The 20227-nt window shown below is 50.1% G+C and carries 12 protein-coding genes; 10 read left to right on the top strand and 2 right to left on the bottom strand.

The window, feature by feature from the left end; genetic code table 11:
• Positions 1-62 precede the first annotated feature (62 nt).
• Positions 63-7340, bottom strand: a complete 7278-nt coding sequence (locus JL661_RS02270) for an autotransporter outer membrane beta-barrel domain-containing protein (protein ID WP_062772000.1) — start codon at positions 7338-7340, stop codon at positions 63-65.
• Positions 7341-8495: 1155 nt separating this feature from the next.
• Here JL661_RS02270 and JL661_RS02265 point away from each other — a divergent pair.
• The gene (locus JL661_RS02265; protein WP_062772003.1) at positions 8496-8867 is read left to right on the top strand and encodes a DnaJ family domain-containing protein; all 372 of its coding nucleotides are present in this window, start codon (positions 8496-8498) and stop codon (positions 8865-8867) included.
• Positions 8868-8877: 10 nt separating this feature from the next.
• Here the strand turns inward: JL661_RS02265 and JL661_RS02260 are convergent, their stop codons facing one another.
• Entirely contained in the window at positions 8878-9333 is a 456-nt protein-coding gene (locus JL661_RS02260; protein ID WP_036418124.1) for a regulatory protein RecX, read from the bottom strand.
• A 73-nt stretch (positions 9334-9406) separates the two neighbouring features.
• Here JL661_RS02260 and JL661_RS02255 point away from each other — a divergent pair, with 73 nt between their 5' ends.
• From JL661_RS02255 to JL661_RS02215, 9 genes are all read left to right on the top strand, one after another.
• A complete protein-coding gene (locus JL661_RS02255) occupies positions 9407-9589 on the top strand; it encodes a hypothetical protein (RefSeq protein ID WP_004234871.1) in 183 nt (60 codons plus the stop codon).
• A 697-nt stretch (positions 9590-10286) separates the two neighbouring features.
• Positions 10287-10841: a fimbrial protein gene (locus tag JL661_RS02250; RefSeq protein ID WP_004241255.1), complete on the top strand. Its 555-nt coding sequence runs from the start codon at positions 10287-10289 to the stop codon at positions 10839-10841.
• 35 nt (positions 10842-10876) lie between these two features.
• Entirely contained in the window at positions 10877-11590 is a 714-nt protein-coding gene (locus JL661_RS02245) for a fimbrial biogenesis chaperone (RefSeq protein ID WP_225310124.1), read from the top strand.
• Positions 11591-11601: 11 nt separating this feature from the next.
• Positions 11602-14094, top strand: coding sequence for a fimbria/pilus outer membrane usher protein (locus JL661_RS02240; RefSeq protein WP_062772006.1), 2493 nt, complete (start codon positions 11602-11604; stop codon positions 14092-14094).
• A gap of 14 nt (positions 14095-14108) precedes the next feature.
• On the top strand, positions 14109-15176 hold the full coding sequence (locus JL661_RS02235; RefSeq protein WP_062772008.1) for a fimbrial protein: 1068 nt from the start codon (positions 14109-14111) through the stop codon (positions 15174-15176).
• Positions 15177-15474: 298 nt separating this feature from the next.
• A complete protein-coding gene (locus JL661_RS02230) occupies positions 15475-16263 on the top strand; it encodes a protein bax (RefSeq protein WP_024474400.1) in 789 nt (262 codons plus the stop codon).
• A gap of 164 nt (positions 16264-16427) precedes the next feature.
• Positions 16428-17846 (top strand): MBOAT family O-acyltransferase, encoded by a 1419-nt coding sequence (locus tag JL661_RS02225; RefSeq protein WP_062772010.1) that lies wholly within the window; start codon positions 16428-16430, stop codon positions 17844-17846.
• On the top strand, positions 17833-19023 hold the full coding sequence (locus JL661_RS02220) for an SGNH/GDSL hydrolase family protein (RefSeq protein WP_062772013.1): 1191 nt from the start codon (positions 17833-17835) through the stop codon (positions 19021-19023). Before JL661_RS02225 ends, JL661_RS02220 begins: the two co-directional genes overlap by 14 nt.
• Positions 18986-20212, top strand: a complete 1227-nt coding sequence (locus JL661_RS02215; RefSeq protein WP_225310125.1) for an SGNH/GDSL hydrolase family protein — start codon at positions 18986-18988, stop codon at positions 20210-20212. Before JL661_RS02220 ends, JL661_RS02215 begins: the two co-directional genes overlap by 38 nt.
• The last annotated feature ends 15 nt before the right edge of the window (positions 20213-20227 follow it).

Below are 20227 nucleotides of genomic sequence, written 5' to 3'. Positions count from 1 at the left end.
GTTATTGATAAAAAAAAATCCCCTGTGGCAACACAGGGGGATTTTTATCTCAGCGGTTCAGCTTATTTCCACTGGTATTTCACGCCGATCATCGCACGGTCACCGGAGTAATCATCCGCGCCCATCTGATGAGAAACGTTACCCCAGACTGTCCAGTTTGGTGAAATCTGCCCTTCCACACCGGCTTTGATCTCAAACCGGTTCGCTGGACGATCATCACTGAAGGTGTAGTGTTTATTAAAGGTCATATCACTCTTCGCCGTACTGTGCAGCCAGTTTACCTCAACAAACGGCTGCGCGGATTTATCTGACTGCTTCTGGTTTGCGTAGGTCAGACGGGCCCCCAGACGGGTATCCACACTGTTACTGCGCCCGCCTTTCATCACCAGACCGGTGCCGCTGCTGCTGTCATCAGAATCATACGAATTAAAGATAACCTGCGCCTGCGGTGTTAACAGCCACTGTTTATCCGCATCCGGTTTGTACACCGCCATGCTGTAGCCGGTTTCAACAGAAGCACTGACTAAGCGGCTCTTATAATCCGATGAACTGCCGGCCATGGAGACTTTATTATCAAACCAGGAATACTGTGCCCAGACATCCGCATAGGCATTGTTTTCATCTTCGCGGTTCTGATACCAGGTGCCGTATAAACCGACACTGTAAGCACGATCAATTTTCGCATCAGCTTTCGTACCGGTCCGTTTGGCGCTGCTGGTGTAATCAGACTTACCGATTGCGCCCATGATACCGCCGCGGATCGTGGTGTCCTGTGCATCATTGTTCCAGTTGATAATATCGCCGCCCAGCTGGGTGGTGTAGGTATCCCCTTTCAGACGCAGTGAACGGCTGACCGCATCCTGACGCTGACGATCCCCGGTGATACGCAGCCAGACAGAAGAGGCGTTTTCATCCCCTTTAAAGCTGTCGGCATAGTGTGGCTCGCCCAGGCGATCATGCAGGGTCATGGAGAACATGCCCAGTGCCGCCGTGCGGTTAGCCATGTGTCCGCCGATTTCCGGGTTCACGTTACGGTTCGGATCTTCCTTGTTTTCATCCGGCGGATAAACATTGGTATCGAAAGAGTCGAGATACCAGCTGTCATCTTTATACCCTTTGTGTAACAGGTATTCGTATACCCCGATAGCAACCGGCCCGCCCAGTTTAAAGGCATTTTTATCGGATTTTCCGCCGACATGAACCACTTTAATCGCATCCGGCTGTTTCAGGGTATCTGCACCTTCGCCACCAACATTATTAATGTTCAGCGTGGTCGCGCCGTTTTTCCCGGTGTACACATTACCGTCAACCACCAGCTGGTCAGTCATTGTGTCTTCATGACCTCTGTTCAGCACGGTATTCAGTGTGATCGAACCGCCGTTCGCAGTGAAATCCCCGCCGACATTCAGACGGCTTTCAGTTTCTTTCTGACTCGCAAGCCAGATGCTGCCGCCGTTGTTGACAAAGTTGCCGTCAACGCGGTAATCCGTTGCCTGTCCCAGATCTTTCTTATCCAATTCACCGACATAGAACTGACCGGCGTTATTCACGCTGCCTTTCAGTGTACCCTGTCCGGCAAATGTTCCCTGAGTACCGATATTCACCTGACGGCTGTTCATCACCAGCGCGGAATCATAGCTCCCCGCCTGTAATGTGCCGTTCTCAATCTCCGTTGCACCGGTGTACTGCGCCGATTTATCTGTCAGCGTGATACGGCCCGCGCCCTGTTTCACCAGTGTCCCTGCCCCGGTGACGCTGTTGGTCAGATCCCACGGCTGTTTGCCGTCATTGTGCGTCAGCACCAGCGTACCGGCGTTTTCAATTGCCGCGCTGCCGATATGCTCTGCCTGTGAGGCACGCAGTGTACTGTCTGCATCCGTGGTGAAACGTCCGCTGAACCCGCTGTTATCTGCCGTCAGCTGAGCATCCGATTTCTGTGCGATTTCGGTGGTGCCGCTGCCGGTCAGCTGATTACGCAGCAGACCCTGCGCGCCTTCCGTGCGCAGTGTACCCGCCACGGCGACCAGGCTGTCTCCCAGACCCGCGATATTACGGATAGTGACCTGTGCAGGCTGATCGATAGTCACTGCGGAATGCATCCCGCTATTTGCCCCGGTGACAGTCAGTGTGTCATTATTCACCACCAGCTGACCCGCCTGAGTACCGCTCAGAGAACCGTTTACCTCACCGCCGTTTTTCACCGTCAGTTTGCCGTTACCCAATGCCACCAGGCTGTTTACCGCAGACGTGAGTTTCCCGGCGGTCTGCTCTGTACCGGCACCGGCTGTGCTGGTCAGTTCAACTGCGGTACCGGATGCCAGATCCAGTAACTGCGTATTCCCTAACACATTATCCGCTTCTGCCCGTAATTTGCCGTGACGGACAAACGTGCTGCCGGTGTAATCATTGTTATTATTAGACAGCGTGACGTATTCACTCGCGGTATCAATTGCCAGGTCGCCCTGTCCGGTGATTTTCGCCCCGAGGTTAGCCGCCGATCCGGATTTTCCGGACTGTGCTGCCAGCACCAGTGCATCACTGCCTTTGCCCTGCAGATCCACTTCGGTCAGCTGATAAGCCACATACAACCCGTCCGCTTTACCGCCGGCGTTTGCACTGGTCTGTAAGTCGTAATCATAGGTGCCTTTCGCCACCACTTTGCCGTCCTGGCGCAGATCCTGTTCTGTCTTCGTATTTGACGGGATCACATTACCGTCTTTATCCGTCAGCTGCAGATTCAGCCCGCCGGTGTAATCCGAGGCTTTACCGGCATTGACCAGCTGAACCACGGAATCCCCTTCATCCTGCTCCAGCAGCGGCACTTTGTTATCCGCTGACGGCGTTGGCAGATTATCAAAACCGTCCGCTTTCACCTGAACAGTGCCTTTCGCGTTGTCCAGTTCGAGGGAGTTCACGCTGAGATGACCATCCGCCTTGCTGCTGCCGGTGATATTGTCGTTAAAGGCCAGTGTCCCGCCGCTCATTGCCAGGCGATCAAATGACTGTGTGCCGACGCCTGCGCGGACGGTTGCAACAGATTTATCACCGATATCCAGACGGGATTTTTGCAGCGCGCGGGTGTTGTCACCGGCGATATCAAATGTGCCGTTTGTCAGACGCAGCGTGCCGGTGAAGTTATCCCCCGCAAAAGCCGCGCTCTTATTATTAAAGTCAAACGCCTGACCCGCTGTTGAGGTGGTGACCAGACCATCCCCCTGCAACTGATGGGCAAAGGTATCGGCTTTATTCTGATTGATAAACAGCTCACCGCCCTGTTTTACGGTGATACCGTCATCTGCTGTCAGTTCATTCAGCGTGATATCGGTATTGCGCAGTTCAAAACGGCCTTCCTCAATATTCAGTTTTTCAAAGCCGCTGATTTTGCTGCTGTCCTGTAATACATAGTGGCTCGCTTTTCCCTGCAGCGTCAGCGCATCCTGTTTGCCGCTGCCCGCCTTCAGATTGCCGAACAGGGCATCACTTTGTGCTTCAGAGACATTTTTCAGAATCACATTGTTCTGACCATTACCGACAGTACCGGTCTGTAATTTGGTACCGCCGTTCAGTGTCACGGTATTGTTGCCGTTACCGGCTGTCAGAATGCCGGTTACCGCTTTTCCGAGCATTTCAATGGTGTTATCACCGTGGCCTGTCGCGATATCACTGGTGTTACCGCTCAGCGCGATGGTGTTATTACCGCCGCCCAGCACCGATTTTCCGCTGATCGTGCCGCCGTTGGTGAAGCGGATATTGCTGTTCTGATGTGCATCCACCGCCATACCGCTGGCACCGGCAGTCACAGTGCCGCTGTTGGTGAAGCTGAAATCGTTTCTCAGCGCAGTCAGATCCACCACGCTGTGGTCAGATGCTGACGTCAGTTTGCCGCTCTGTGTGATGTTTTTAGTCCCACCAAGCACCACCAGTGCGGATTCCCCTTCTGCTGATTCGATATTCACATTCATTCCGCTGATAACATCACCGGAAGTATTGGTCACAATACCGTTGCCGCCCTTATCTTTTACATTGATAGTGGTGCCGCCGGCGCCGGAGGTGTCGAGCTTGCTTTTCGCCATCATCACCCCGCCTTTGCCGTCATCCGCTTCCAGCTTCAGACCGGAGGCATTCTCACCGCTGACATTGATGGTGCCGGTGCCGGACAGTTTAAACGCGCCGCTGTCATCATCTGTATTCAGCAGATGCAGACCGCTGCCACTGCCGGTGACTTCAATATTGGCGTTATCCAGTTTCACGTTTGAGCCGGAATGGGCCCGTACCGCATCCGCCGAGTTTTCACCGAGGATCTTACCTTTGCCGCCGATGGTCATTGAGGCATCTTTATTCAGACGGACTGCGGCGGTACCGTTATTGGCGGTAATATTACCGGTGTTATTTACCACGGAATTCCGGCCGTAAATATCAACACCCACACCATTCACGGTAATATCGGTGGTGTTATTAACCGTCCCGGTTTCCACACGGATGCCGGTGGCGTTATCCGCTTTGCTGAAATCAATATTACCGTCGTGATTGAGCACACCGCCGTTGATCAGCTTATAACCGATCGCGTTTTTCGCGATATTGTCATCGGTTCCGCCTGATTTCAGGTGTGCTTTTGAAGTCAGTGTGGTTTTATCTGATTTTTTCCCGGTCGCATTACCATTAATATCGTAATAGTTACCGTCAATCACCGCGATGGTTCCGCCTTCGCCGGTAACACTGATGGTAGTCTCTTTATCCAGAACAACCTTACCGTCCGCCCCGGCACCATTAGCCAGATACAGCCCGGTCGCGTCGTTCCCGTTGACATTCAGTTGCATATTGCCGGTTTTTACTTCAGTACCGTTATCCGCAATATAGAAACCACGGCTTTTTTCGCCGTTGATATCAAAGGTATAAGTTGTGCCTTTGCTGCTGTCACCCAGGAACTGCGCTTTCTGGTCAACACGGAATAACGTGGAATCGTTATTATCCAGTGTCAGAGCTACATCACTTGCGCCGAAATTGATCCGCGAACTGAAGGTTTCATCTGCCCCTTTACGCCCGGCGATCCAGTAACCGGTCTGGTTAATGGAGTTTTTATCAAAAATAACGTGACCGCTGTTAAGGTCGATTTCACCGCCCACACGGGCAAAGACCCCGACGGTGTTATTGCCTTTCAGCTCAACGGTTCCGCCGTCGATAATCACTTTCGCATCATCCGCGCGTACCCCGGTAGTGCGTGCCGGTTTGGTGCCGCCGGTGGTGGTTCCGTTGTTGGTGGCAATCACCTGCCCGTGGTGAGTAATCGTGCTGTCGCCCAGCGCCAGCAGGCCAATCGAGCCTGCCCCGGAAACATTAATCGTGCCGTTGTTTTCAATAACATCCTTAACACGGTTCGTGCCTGACACCCGCATACCAACAGTATTGGTACCCGCCACATCAATTTCACCGTTGTTAACGACAGTCAGCTGTGAATCCGCATTACGGTTCGGCGTTGATGCCACGTTAATGCCGACCGCATTACTGACACCTTTGTTAATATCGATTTTTCCTTTGTTTTCAATCGCATATTTTTCACCGGCTTTTGCGGTTTCATCCAGCAGTGCAGCCACGGCGTTCGACATAATCCGCATATCCCAGGTATCGTCTTCACGGCCGCCGGACAGGCTGACATCGTCTTTACCCATCAGAATATCGCCGTTATTGATAAATGAAGCGCCCTTGACCTGCACGCCGGTCACGGTTCCTTCATTTTTGCCGATCCCTTTCTGCCCCAGCAGCAGTTTGCCGCCCTTTTCGTTGGTGACCAGAGAACCGCCGGATGCAGTCACACCGGTGTTGGCAATTACATCTTTATCTGTCGGATCATTATTGACGAGGTTGAAGGCTTCAACGGCAATGGTACCAAGGTTGGTATAGTGTGCATTTTCACCGGTGACCTGATCACCGTAGATGCGGGTTTTACCGTCGCCCAGCAGTAACGTACCGCGGTTGGTAAATTCCGCATTGTCGATTAACGCATTCTGCCCTTTGTAATTCGGCACAGAGGTTGTGGCATCATGGAATACTTTTGCGCCATCATGCGCAAAAATATGGTACGCACGATAACGACCTGAATTTGATGAAGTTTCACCACGGATATCCGCACCGTCTTTAATATTCAGCACACTGCCGTCACCGGCGGCCTCAAAAATGGAGCGTCTGCCGATATTGGCGGTAATGGCGTCATTCAGACGGATATCTTTATCTTCCAGACCTTTCAGGTCGATATTAACGTCAAAATAATCTTTATCCTGCGGACGCGGGACAACCGTCGCTTCAATCAGCGCTTTGTATTCCGCCCCGGGTAATACGTTATGTGTTACTGCGTCAATCAGTAACGCGTTATACGCCGCCAGTCCCTGTGCATTGCCGATGGCAAAAGTGTCACCAAGGGCATACGTTTTTCCTTTCGATGTGAACCCGTTCAGCTCTTTTGGGATAGCGACACTCTCAACCAGTTCATTCTGCGGCTGGAAGGTGTATTTGTATTCACCGGAAGATAAATACATGCCGTAAGCTTCACCGAACGTAACGTGAAGTTTGCTGGTGGTATCAATAGTCGCGGATTTTCCGCTGTCTGCGGCCGCCACAAACAGTGAACTGTCTTTGATGTAATTGATATTCCAGTCAACATTGTCAGCCGCTGTCATATTCAGCGTACCGTCTTTAACTTCTGCCAGTGTCAGATGATAGAACGGGGATAATTCCGGCTGTTTTTCCAGCAGATAGACACCCAACTGCGGATCGATGGTTTTTTTGAAGGCATCGGTGTTGTAGGCCTGCATGACGGCAGTTTCCCCGTCTTCCTTCTTCCAGGTAATCTCTTCCATCGCTGACGGGTTGTCCGGGACCTGCCAGTCCTCGATCGCATTCAGGGATGCATCACCCGGAACTGCCACACCATCACGGTATTCGGTAATCGAAATAACCTTATTTGCATCCGTGTTTTTCGCCCATAATTCCTGCAATGAAAACCAGGTTTCATGATAATCAAGATTATTGGTGAATTTCGTCTTTTCATTATTTAAATTAAGATCTTTAACGCTGCCGTCATTAATAACCCGGGATTGTTCTTTTTCGTTTGAATTATTTACCCACGTTTTAGTTGTGCTGTCATATTGCGCAGGGCGATACTCAGTTTCTAACCACTGGCCCGCAGGGTCAGCTGCTGGTGCAGACACGCTCAGCCCGCAGCCCATCAGCATTGCCAGTGATAACAGCGCCAGTTTTTTTCCTTTCTTTGCACCCTTTGCGAATTCAGATGCGACAACAGAATTCCCTGTCCGTTGATTTTTTACGACTTTGAATATTTTATTCATTGTTTATTTTTCTCAAAATTGAAGGACGTGAATAAGGAAATTCCAGGTGCAGAAAACCCTGACGCATTTAATGCATCACAGAAAAAAAATGTGCCGTCACCTGAGCGGCTGACGGTTATCAGCGTAATTGGGTTATTTAATTAATTTATTTAACGTTCACCTGAATTGCCCTGTATCCGGACTCAGAAAATTTTACTTATGGTTGAATCGGCGGCGTATTATAGAGAGGGGATTTCGAATGTCTATAGCGGTTTTAGGAATCATCCTAAGCGAAATTCACTACAAAATGATCATAAAAAGATAAATAACCACAAAATTACAAATTGGACGCGTAATTACTTATAGGTAGTACTGATTATTTTTTTGATTTCCCTCACCCGAATACAGCCACTCACTGACATTTAATGTGTCAATAACTAAAATAATCGAATACTTAATTTATAATAAGATTTATTTTTGGATTTATTAACTAATCATTTTGCAATGTATAATTCATTCAATTTGTTTCCAAACATAACGTAATGCATACTTCCGTTACATTATTACGTGAATTTTTATTCATGAAATATGAATTTAAAAAACTTTAGCTTTTTTTGGATTATTTTTTACAAAAAGCACAAATAGCTCATTTTACGTATTAAACGCGTACAGACTTTAACTCACAAGCAGCTTTCGTGATACAAATCACAGTAAACTGCCGATCAATTAACAAACACAAATAAAACAAAAAAATAACAAAAAGCGCTGCCAGCGGGAAGGCACCTCCGTTATCATTAAGCTAAATTACTTATTTGAAGTGTTTAAAGTAAGAGCTTTGCCTTATTTAAGCGGTTAAGCACACTATTTTCGTCATATAACCAAAAATAGCAGTGAAAAATAGCAGTGCAGGAGAAACGCAGAAGAGCACTTCCCCACGATCAAATACGCATTTAATACGTATAACGATACAAACAGCAGGTACTACTCAGATCGTACCCAAAACAAATGTCCCTTCACCAGAAAATGCATTTTCATGCATTACAGACCTGAATTTGATTCAGTTATTATGCAGCGGTAAATAGTGCATTTATGCATAAAACAGGTTATTTATACGGCAAAATCAGGCTCTGTTATAATAAGGAAGTGACAACAGGTAACAGGGGAAACGGACGCAGCATGACGATTTTTGACACACTGGCTGAGCGCCATATTCAGGCGGCGCTTGAAAGCGGAGAATTACAGGGACTGGCAGGAGAAGGTAAGCCGCTCACACTGGATGATGACAGCCATGTTCCCCCTGAACTGCGGGTGGGCTACCGGTTGCTGAAAAATGCAGGATATCTTCCCCCGGCATTACTGGCCCGGCAGGAGGCGGTTTCACTGGCGGATTTATTGTCCGCTCTGCCGCCGGACAGCGCAGAATATGAGCAGACAAACAAGCGGTTACGGTTGCTGGCATTACAGATGCAGCAGGCGGGGCTCAATACGGATTTTCTGTATCACCGTTACCATGACGCCATACAACAGGCACTGAATAAAAATAAATAATGCCTGCACGTCAGTACAGTTCATAAATCTGATCAGATGTGAAACCCCGGTACATCAGGTAACGCATCTGTTTTTGCTTCTCTTTATAGTCTGCCGGGCTGCTTTCCCCGAATTTCTTCATTTTTGCCTCACGGGCCTGCTCAAACCAGTCGGTCTCCTGCGCGGAAAAAACCGCATCAATCAATTCACCGTCAAACCCTTTCTGACGTAATTCCTGACGGATCCGCACCGGTCCGTGCAGTTTTCTCACACCGGCCTGAAAAAACAGCGCGATACTGCGGGTATCATCCAGATACTGTGAGTCTGTCAGCCGCGCCATCACCCGTGGCAGAACATGCTCTTCCGTCGGGGAGGTTTCCTGCTTTTCAGCAATTTTCCGTTTCAGTTTGCGGGTCAGTTCCGCGCCGGCATATTCCCGCCGTCCCAGCAGCCATATGGCATAATGATAAAGTTGTTTTTCATCCATCGTGACACCTGCGTGTTATCCGTTAAAATCGTGATAACATACCATATTCACACTATATTCAGAGAGACAGACAATGGCACAACTGACCCAGGAAGAAAAAGTATATGTTGATGACCTCGCGATGCAGCGGGTTGATGATATGAACAGCGATGAATTTCTGGTTCGTCAGCTGGATGACAAAATCCACGGGCTGGCATCTCACCTGAAAGCCTATTTTGAAGAACGTCTGGCTTTCCATAAACAGAACAAAAACTGATCCTGCCCGGGCAGCCGCAACGCTGCCCGCTGCTTTTTTCCCGCCTGAAATAATCGCCATATAAATAATTACATTCGTTATCAGTCTATTCCGATAGTTATCCTGCTGCACTTAAAATAAAGTTGAAAATAATTAAAGTTCCCTGTGAATGTGCCGATAATCATTACCGGGAGCATTCTGAGTGCTTGATTTTACGTTGTTAATATCGCTAATGATAATTATTCTTAATTGTTGCAATCAATAATCATAAAGAAAAAATAATATTAAATACTTCATTTTTTAACATATATTAAATGAATATTTAAAAATATTAACAACAATCAATGCATAACATCGCAATAACATAAAAATGCAGTATATAAAACCATAAGTAACTATCTGTATCCGGATATTACAGAGAAAACTCACCTTTTAATTCGTAAATCAGAAAAATACTTCAATTAATCATTTCATGGTTATATACTCTGTTTCGTTTTAGTTATGCCTTCCATTCTGATGTATAAGAATCTTCTTTCCCGTTAACGGTAATAAAAAATTACTGGGGAAATTATTTCTTATTGATGCTACTAACTAAATAAACCCTGCTGATTTGTTTTTTCAGAATCGGCTAAAAATCACTATGACTAAAAATAAATTTACGGAAAGCGTAATTAATTTCGTTTCCGTATTTATTATATATTCCATCCCGGAGAGGATAATGAATAAAAAATTCGCTCTTGCAGCGTCTCTTTCCCTTATTTTTGTTGCTAACTCTGCGTCTGCGGCAACTACCGCATCCGGTGGTTCAATCAATTTCACCGGCTTTATTACTGATGCTACCTGCACCATTAATAACGGTAATGCGAACATGTCGGTATTATTAGATCCAATTACTGTCAATCAGATCACACATTCCGGCGCAATCGAGGAAGGAAAGAAAGCATTTTCTCTCGAGTTATCAGACTGTAACGCCAGTGATAAAGATAAAAAATCACTGCATATTAATTTCGCCTCCACCAACCTTATTGCCAATAACGGTAATTACCTGATCAACCAGGAAACGGATGAGAAAGGTAATCATAAAAATGTCGGTATTGCGTTAACATCACAGAAAAGTGATGAAGTTATTAATTTAAACACGCCATACGATACAAAAATCATTGCTGATAATGGTGTTATGCAGTTCTATGCAAAATATTACAAAGTCGGCAGCGAACCTGCTCAGCCGGGTAAAATCAATACCATGCTGACATATAATCTGTCTTACTTCTGATATTTTCAGGCCTCTTTAATTCAGGGGCCTGATTTTTGAAAATACACATCATGAAAAAAATCATCTTAACATTGTTGTTATTAACAGTGACATTTGTCAGTCCGGCAAACGTTATTATTAATTCCACCCGTGTTATTTATCCGCAGGGAAGTAAAGAGGTTCCGGTACAATTATTTAACACCGGAGCACAGCAGGCATTAGTCCAGGCATGGATTGATGACGGCAACCCCGATTCCACGCCGGAAACGGCGAATGTTCCGTTTATCCTGACACCGCCGGTGGTAAAAATCGACGGTAAAAATGGTCAGCAGCTGCGGGTGAAAATGACCCCGGTACAGCTTCCGGCTGACAGAGAGTCCCTGTTTTATCTGAATTTACTGGATATTCCGCCGCTGCCGGAAAACAGTGCCGATAAAAACATGATGCAGATTGCTATCCGCTCCCGCATCAAACTGTTTTACCGCCCTTCCGGCCTGACGCTGAGCGCGGATAAAGCCCACACCCGTCTGACATTCACCCGTGACGGCCAGCACTATATTCTGAAAAATGATTCTCCGTATCATATTAATATTCTCGGCCTGAAAGAGACCGCGAACAGCCGTGATCTGGCGGAAGAAGGCACGATGATTGCACCTTATTCTCAGTTTACGCTGCCTGCCGCAGCCGGATTACCGGCCGGAAATCACTATTCGCTGACACTGATCGACGATTTCGGTGCCATCAATACCTATCCGCTGTCACTGAACTGAACAGCCGCCTGATGCCGCGCCCTGTCCGCCGTTTTTCCGCCCTTGTTTCACTGTTGCCGGTGCTGCTCAGCACACCGGCAGCCGGGGCCGGGTTTAATACCAACTTCCTTTACGGTGATTCCGCCAAAGCGGATTTGTCCCGCTTTGATCGCGACGATACCCTGCCCGACGGTGAATACACCGTTGAAATCAGTGTGAACGGAGAATGGAAGGGACGATTTCCGCTGCGTCTGCAACAGAGCGGACACACGATTCTGATCCCGCAGGATGATGTACCGAAACTGGGACTTCGTGACAGTACACCGCCGCCGCAGGCGGATGAAGACGGCTATGTCGTGCTGAGCAGTCTGGTGCCGCCGGAGAGTTATACCCTGAACACCGGACAGTTTCAGCTGGCACTGAATGTGCCGCAGGCAATGCTGAATACCGTACTTAAAGGATATGTCGACCCGTCGCGGTGGGATCAGGGCATTAATGCCGCGATGGTCAGTTATAACGCTAACTATTATCACGCCACCAATAAACGTGACGGCAGTGATAACGACAATGCTTATCTGACCCTGAGCAGTGGTCTGAATCTGGCCGGCTGGCAGCTGCGGGATCAATCCTCAGTGACCTACAGCAGCGGACAAAGCACGCAATGGAATAACAACACCCGTTACCTGCAGCGTGGTTTTCCGGCAATCAAATCTGATTTCCGGGCCGGCGACAGCTACACCTCCAACGAACTGTTCGATTCTGTCCGTTTCCGTGGCGCGACCCTGAAAACGGATATGCGCATGTATCCCGATGCCTGGCAGGGCTTTTCCCCGGTCGTGCGCGGCGTGGCACAGACCAACGCACTGGTCAGAATCTATCAGGATTCACAGCTTATCTGGCAGCAGAGCGTGCCGCCCGGCCCGTTTGTGGTCGATTCCCTGCTGCCGACCGGCTCAGGCGGGGATCTGCAGGTGGAAGTGAATGAAGCGGACGGGCAAATTAACCGCTTTATGGTGCCCTTCTCCGCTGTGCCGAATATGTTAAAGGAAGGACTCTTTAAATATGAGCTGAATGCCGGTGAAGTCCGTCTGACAGATACCGCTTATCATCCGGATTTTGCGCAGCTTAATCTTCAGTACGGCATTAATAACACGCTGACCGGCTACGGCGGCGTGATTGCGGCGGAAAATTATCAGGCGTTTCTGCTCGGCAGCGGGTTTAACCTGCCGATCGGTGCATTATCCGTGGATATCACGCACTCCGATGCCCGCTTCGGTCAGGACATGCCGCGTTACCGGGGTGAGAGCTACAAAGTGGCTTACAGCCGCTTTATTCATCAGACCAATACCAATTTTTCACTGGCGGCTTACCGTTATTCCACCAGCGGTTATTTCAGCCTGACAGATGCGGTACAGTATCAGGAACTGCTTAACCGGCAGGACATTACAGGCGATCTCTCCCCGCAGTCACAGAGTTACCGCCAGCGCAGTACCTTTAATATCAATATCAACCAGCGGATCGGTGCGGATTACGGCTCGGTTTATCTCGCCGGTACACTGCGTGATTACTGGGGCGGTCAGGGCAACACCCGTGAATATCAGTTGGGTTATGCCAATAACTGGCAGGATATTAATTATACCCTCAGCGCAGGCCGGACCCGTTACAGCAAAGACAGTAACAATCCCGCCGGCAGTAATAATAATGAAGAGACACGGATTAACCTGACACTCTCCGTTCCGCTGACCCTGTCCGGCCACAAGGTGTATCTGACCGCAAACAGCATGACGGAAGAAGGCCGCTATAAGAGCAGCAATATCGGCCTGAGCGGCACCGCCGGGCAGAGTAACGCGCTGAGTTATAACGTGAATGCCGCGCATCAGCAATCCGGCGGTACCACCTTCAGCACCAGTGCTGCCTACCGGGCGACCCCGGCGACACTGAACGCTTCTTACAGTGAATCCGGCCGTTACCGCCAGCTGGGAGCCGGAGCCACCGGCAGTGTGGTGGCCTGGCCCGGCGGTATTCTCACCGCAAATCAGCCGGGGGAAACCTTTGCTGTGGTGAATGTACCGGGCACCGCCAATGCTATCGTGAACAATGACCGCAATGTCACCACCAACACACAGGGACAGGTGCTGGTGCCGTATCTGTCCGCTTACCGCAAAAACGCGCTGATCCTGGATGCCTCACAGGCACCGGAAGATGCTGCGGAACTGCTGGGCAATGTGCAGGATATCGTGCCTTACGCCGGGGCGGTGACACTCGTGAACTTCAGAACGGATACCCGGCAGGAATTTTATCTGCATGCCGTGCGCCGGGACGGCAGACCGCTGCCGTTCGGTACAGAAGTCACTGACGGGAACAATAACAGCATCGGCTATGTCGGGCAGAACAGCCTCCTTTATATAAGAAGCGAAACGCGGCCGGAACAGATCAATGTCCGCCTGACAGATACGGACAGCGGCTACTGCCGCATCACACTCACGCCGGATCCGCAGAGTGCGCCTCTGCCCTGTGCAGAATAAAGGAGACATCACCGATGCTCAGAAAAACCCATTTTTTTGCCGGTCTGCTGATGCTGATCACTGGTTATGCGCAGGCGGAGTGCTACAACGACGGCAACAAACAGGTGCCGCCGCTGACGGCTGATCTGTCGGAAACCTTTTACCGTCAGACAGAGACCACCCTCTATTTTAATACCCGCTACAGCGGGGAATTCAGCTGTAACGGCTACAGCAGCAGCGTCTCCAACGCCTCTTACCTGCAAAAACGTTCCATTGTGGTCGGTTTTCAGAACGGCCGCTATCCGGTCGAGTTCCGGGTAATCGATCTCCAGCCCGGCAGCACCCAAAAATTCGCTTACAGCAGGAATCCGTACCCGGCGGACCGCCTTCAGGCACGTTTCACCCTCAGTGCACGGGTGATACCGCAGAACTCACGCAGTGATGTGACGGTGCCCGGCAGCCAGTACCGTTTTGACGGCGCGGTGATCGCCGCTGACACCACACGGGTCGGCATCCTTCAGTTCTTTGTCCGTCTCGGGCTGGATATCCTCACTTATCTGCTGACCGGACACTGGCCGGAGCATAATGAGGATCTGTTCCTGCAGCCGCTGGATGTCATTTATCAGCCCCGTGAAACCACCTGTACCTTTGATAATGCGGATTTATTAGTCGAACTGCCGCAGGTGGACCGGGCACAGCTGCTGCGTAATACAACCGCCGGGATGACACGTTTCCATCTGGATATCTCCTGCCGGGATCGCCTGAACGGCCGCACCAGCCGTCCGGTAAAAGCCTATCTGGCCAGCAACCAGGTCTGGCTGCGGGATATGAAAACCCTCATTGATACCTCACAGGGCGCGGCACAGGGGGTGGGGATCCGCGTCGGCCGTTATGCGGATACCAATGACAACAGTGCACTGGTGATCAACCCGCCGGGACGGCAGCCGCGTGCGGATTCCTATCTGTTTGAATGGGGAAAGGACAAATTTATTGAAGTAAATAACGGCTTTAATCTCTGGGCGTATTACTATGTCTATGATGCCGCCCGGCTCAGTGCAGGCCGTATCAATACCACGGCAATCCTCAATTTCGAGTACTACTAATCATAAATTCTGATAAAAATGGCCGGTAAAAACCGCAGAAAAAAGTGAAAACAGGGCAGGACACTGCGTAAAAAACATTAATTTTCCGGATAATTCCGCCATTTTTGCTAAAATCCGCAGCCGTTTGATGTCCGTTTTAACTTACTAATAGACATACATAAAATCAGAAAACAGAATTTTATCCTGCCAAAGCATACCCGATTAATATTAAACGATGGATAATAAGGCTGGCCTTGGTTTTTCTATTTTGCTAGTATTCGTTCGATTTTTGTTCAGACAATAAAACGAGGAAAAAGCAATGCCCTCTCTTTCGATGAGGACAAATGCAGTCTTCGCTTTCTTGATTTTACTATTCTTTACCGGTTCGGGCTTTGCCTCAACCAGTACCACGACAAGCTTGCCGTATTCGCATCAAAACAAGCAGCTGCAAAAAACGCTGCCTGATTTGAAGAAATACGCGTCAGGTACACCCCGTAAGAAAGCGTTTTTAAATGCCATTGTCCCTGCGATTGACAAAGTGAATCGCGAAATCATGAATGACCGCACCTGGTTACTGGAACGCCGGAATGCCAAACACTGGTCACAGAGTGATATTGCAAAGCTCGGAAAGCTTTGCCGGAGCTATGATATGACATGCAGCTCGCCTAAGCGCACCAACTGGAACGCGCTCCTGAGCCGTGTCGATATCCTGCCCACCCACTTCGTTGCCACACAGGCGGCAACCGAGTCAGGCTGGGGAACATCAAAACTGGCTCAGTCCAACAATAACCTTTTTGGTATGCGTTGCGGACGGGGCTGTAGTGCCAAAGCCGGACAGGTTCAGGGCTACTACGCATACAGCACTATTGAGGATAGTGTCACTGCTTACATGAAGAATCTGAATACGCATCGTGCTTATAATTCACTGCGTTCAGAAAGGGCAAAACAGCGTCTGGGTGATGATGACTCACTGAGCACACCGGAACTTATCAGTCAGCTGGAAGGTTATTCGCAGAAGGGAGATGCTTATAACCGTTACCTCCGCCAGATGTATGACAGTAACAAAACACTGATCACATCGGCACAGAAGGTAGCCCAAAACTCATAATCGTTCTGTTCACCGTAACAGACACCCGAAAACCCGCGTTAATCTGAGTATTACGCGGGTTTTTTTATGCCTTCTCATCATTCTTATTGAATCGTGGTTGATAACTTATATTATACTCAGCACGCTAATTATGACATTTTCAACAAGCCTGCACAGAGCCTGATATGAATTTCTTTTCATTTGAATTTCTTGCCTCCTTTACTGCCTTTTTTCTGATTTACTGGCTCTGTCAAAAAAAGACCCGTTTACAGAATATCCTTTTAATTACGGCGAGTTATCTGTTTGTCTTCTCATTTCAGGCAAGCTTCGCGTATGTGCTGGCCGGATATACCCTGTTTATTTATCTGCTGACGAATGTCCTGGGCAGCCGCCTGTCCGCCCGTGCAGTGTACAGCCTGCTGGCGGCGGGGATCATCGGCTGTTTTACGGTATTCAAATATTACGGATTTATGCAGGAATCTCTCCAGAGTGCGCTGTTGCAGGCCGGTGTGGAGGTTGAACTGCCGGTGCTTTCGGTGCTGGCACCGCTGGGGTTATCCTTCTACGCGTTCCATTCTGTCAGCTATGTGGTGTCGGTCTGCCGCAAAGAGATTGAAAAAGCCCCCTTTTTGGATGTGGTGCTTTATCTCTGCTTCTTCCCGAGCATTGTCGCCGGTCCGATAAACCGCGCCAAAGCATTTATGCCGCAAGTACAGGCGGCCTCGCGGGAAATTATTGATTACAAAAAAGCCCTGCTGCTGATCACCCTGGCGATGGTGAAACTGTTTTTATTCAGTGCTTATCTGTCAGAAAACTTTGCCAACCCGGTCTTCAGTTCGCCGGTCAACTACAGCGCCGGTGAGATTCTGGTGGCGGTGTACGCCTATGCCTGGAATATCTATTTTAACTTCTCCGGTTATACCAACCTGGTGACCGGGATTGCCATGCTGCTTGGTTTCAGGGTACCACTGAACTTCAGTGCGCCGTATCTTGCCACCAACCTCAAAGAGTTCTGGGCGCGCTGGCACATCAGTCTGTCGACCTTTATCCGCGATTATATTTATATCCCGCTCGGCGGTAACCGCAAGGGCTGGCTGCGGATGAACCTCAATGCCTTTATCGCGATGGTAATTTCAGGGATCTGGCACGGTGTCGGGCTGCCGTTTATCATCTGGGGCGCACTGCACGGCCTGGGTATTGTGCTGATGAATATCAAACACAAACTGCTGCCGCCGCGCACAGAACCTGCGGAAACCCTGTGGCAGAAAACCGAGGTCTGGACCGCCCGGATTTTCACCTTCCATGTGCTCTGCCTGACCTGGATTTTCTTCCGCAGCGCCACGCTCAGTGATGCTGTCACCATGCTGACGCAACTGACCGCTGACGGCTTTATTGCCTCTGTCATGGCCAGTGCGCCGCTGATTATCGCCTTCTGGCTGCTGCTGTTTATCTATCCGCTGTGTGTCAGCCTGTATCACCGCGCCGGACACTATTACCAGCGGATCTCATGGATCTGGTATCCTTTACCGCTCGCGCTCTTTATGACGCTGGTCTTTATTTTCTCTCCTTCAGGAATGCCGGGTTTTATCTATGCGAATTTTTGATTTTACAGAAAATCTCGAGCGGGCACTGAAGGTCGTCTTTATTGTGCTGACCGCAACCGTGGCACTGGTCTGGCTGAACCAGAACCCGCTGGCCCGTTACTGGGAACAGACCTACCACCAGCCTGCGCCGTGGGCGAAGCTGGAGGGGCATTACGCGTGGGATCTGGGGGGTTACCTTCAGGAAGGCGTGGTGGCGGCCGGAGAGACCCTGTGGACCTATGCACAGGGCAACCATATCGTTGAGGAAGCGGAAGAGGCTGTCCCCGGCAATACCGCGTTTCCGGAGGAGTTTCAGGTCGGGCTGCATTTTATCAACGGCTACCGTTATCCGGCTGCTGCACTGTCTGTGACCTTCCCTGAGCTGCTGAACCGGGAGCGTCCGGTGATCGGTAATTCTGTGCTGAAACTGAACCCGGAGCAGGTTGCGGAACACATTCTGACGAAAAAAACACCGAAATCAATTATTGATCTGGAAGCCGGTGATAAAGTCTTCTTCGTGGGCGATTCCCTCATGCAGGGCGTTGCACCTGTGTTACAATCCCGTCTGGCCAAAACCTACGGCATTGAAAGTATCAACCTCAGCAAACAGAGTACCGGCCTGACGTATCCGAAGTTTTTCAACTGGCCGGAAACTGTCAAAACCACGCTGGCAGCCAACCCGGATATCCGCCTGATGGTGGTTTTCCTCGGCCCGAATGACCCGTGGGACATGCCGCCGGAAGGCGGCGGGCGCTATCTGCGCTTTATGTCTCCGGAGTGGGAGGCGCAGTACCGTAAACGGATTCAGGATATTCTGTTAACGGCCCGGATACAGGATGTGGACGTCATATGGATAGGACCGCCGAATATGCGCAAAGACAAGCTGTCAGATGGTGTACACTATCTGAGCGGGGTCTATCAGTCGGAAATTAACAATGCCGGTGAAATCTGGCTGTCCGCGAATACCATTTTCAAATATCAGGATAAGATCTATTCAGATTACCCCGGTGACGGCAGCAGCACTATCAAGCTGCGCAGCGGCGACGGTATTCACTTTACCTACAAAGGTCAGAAAGCCATCGCTGACACGGTATTTGATCTGATTAAATTTAATGCTGCGCCGGAGGAAACCCCGGCGCAGCAGGAAAAAACAGAAACACATGATGAAACAACAAAAACGCCCGTCGTGGCACCTTAAACTGGCCGGTGCGGGAGCCCTGTTTGCCGCAGCGCTCTCCCTGCTCTCCTGCCAGAACGATGCGGATAAGCCGTGGATACAGCCGCAGACACCACCGCCGGTGTCGCGTAATGATCTGACCAACTACGGCGATCCGAACCTCAGCCGCCTGGCACACCGCCTGCGGGATCCGTCCGCGCGTGTCCATATTGTCCAGATTGGCGATTCCCATACAGCAGCGGATTTTTTCTCCGGCACGCTGCGTGACAAATTCCAGGCGCGTTACGGCAACGCGGGGATCGGCTTTGTGCCGCCGAGCATTATCGCCGGACAGCGCACGGCAAACTTTGTCTTCACCGAGCCGAAAAATCAGTGGTCATTCCTGACCAGCCGGAAAGATGATGCACCAAACTTCCCGCTGGGCGGTTTTGTTATTTCGCCGCTGACCTCACACAGCACCCTGACCATGAAAGAGCGCAATCCGTCCTCTTATCAGTATGATATGCAGGTGCTGTACCAGACCGGCTACCCGGCCTCCGTTACGGTACGCGGCGGCAAAGGCGGCACGCTGAACCTGGCACCGTCCTCAGAATGGCGTTTTTCTGACAGTGTACCGGTAACCTTCCCGGCAGAAATCACCGCGAATGAGCAGAGCCCGCTGAATATCGGCGGCTGGTTTATCACCCGCAGCCATCCGGGCGTGATGCTCTCGTCTGTCGGTATCAACGGCGCGACAATTGCCATGACGGGAAAATGGCAGCCGCAGTGGGTGAATACCCTGGCACAGACCGATCCGGAAATGGTGATCCTGGCTTACGGTACCAATGAAGCCTTTAATGACACGCTGGATTTGGATCTCTACCGTCAGCAACTGACCAATGTGGTGCGCAGTATCCGCAGCAACATGCCGGATGCGGTGATCCTGCTGGTCGGCCCGGGCGACAGTATCAAGAACAAAACCGCGCCTGACTGCCGCTCACAGCAGCCTGCCAATCTGCACAATGTCATGCGGATTCAGCAGTCTGTGGCGAAAAGTGAAGGTCTGCTCTACTGGGACTGGCAGCAGTTCATGGGCGGCGACTGTGCAATTAACAGCTGGGTGCTGCGTGATCTGGCACGGCCGGACAAAGTCCATCTCTCCGGTCCGGGTTATGAAAAGAGCGCAACAGCACTCTATAACGCGCTGGAATCTCTCCTCAGCCAGCAGTAACAGGTTATCCGCAGA

The sequence above is a fragment of the Morganella morganii genome (genome assembly GCF_019243775.1).
Taxonomy (GTDB): domain Bacteria; phylum Pseudomonadota; class Gammaproteobacteria; order Enterobacterales; family Enterobacteriaceae; genus Morganella; species Morganella morganii.
The sequence above is the reverse complement of the archived record's forward strand: the minus strand, read 5'-3'. Positions and strand labels throughout refer to the sequence as shown.

Coding starts and splice junctions, on each gene's coding strand:
- JL661_RS02270 (WP_062772000.1), bottom strand. CDS start 7,340: ATGAATAAAATATTCAAAGTCGTAAAAAATCAACGGACAGGGAATTCT.
- JL661_RS02265 (WP_062772003.1), top strand. CDS start 8,496: ATGACGATTTTTGACACACTGGCTGAGCGCCATATTCAGGCGGCGCTT.
- JL661_RS02260 (WP_036418124.1), bottom strand. CDS start 9,333: ATGGATGAAAAACAACTTTATCATTATGCCATATGGCTGCTGGGACGG.
- JL661_RS02255 (WP_004234871.1), top strand. CDS start 9,407: ATGGCACAACTGACCCAGGAAGAAAAAGTATATGTTGATGACCTCGCG.
- JL661_RS02250 (WP_004241255.1), top strand. CDS start 10,287: ATGAATAAAAAATTCGCTCTTGCAGCGTCTCTTTCCCTTATTTTTGTT.
- JL661_RS02240 (WP_062772006.1), top strand. CDS start 11,602: ATGCCGCGCCCTGTCCGCCGTTTTTCCGCCCTTGTTTCACTGTTGCCG.
- JL661_RS02235 (WP_062772008.1), top strand. CDS start 14,109: ATGCTCAGAAAAACCCATTTTTTTGCCGGTCTGCTGATGCTGATCACT.
- JL661_RS02230 (WP_024474400.1), top strand. CDS start 15,475: ATGCCCTCTCTTTCGATGAGGACAAATGCAGTCTTCGCTTTCTTGATT.
- JL661_RS02225 (WP_062772010.1), top strand. CDS start 16,428: ATGAATTTCTTTTCATTTGAATTTCTTGCCTCCTTTACTGCCTTTTTT.
- JL661_RS02220 (WP_062772013.1), top strand. CDS start 17,833: ATGCGAATTTTTGATTTTACAGAAAATCTCGAGCGGGCACTGAAGGTC.
- JL661_RS02215 (WP_225310125.1), top strand. CDS start 18,986: ATGATGAAACAACAAAAACGCCCGTCGTGGCACCTTAAACTGGCCGGT.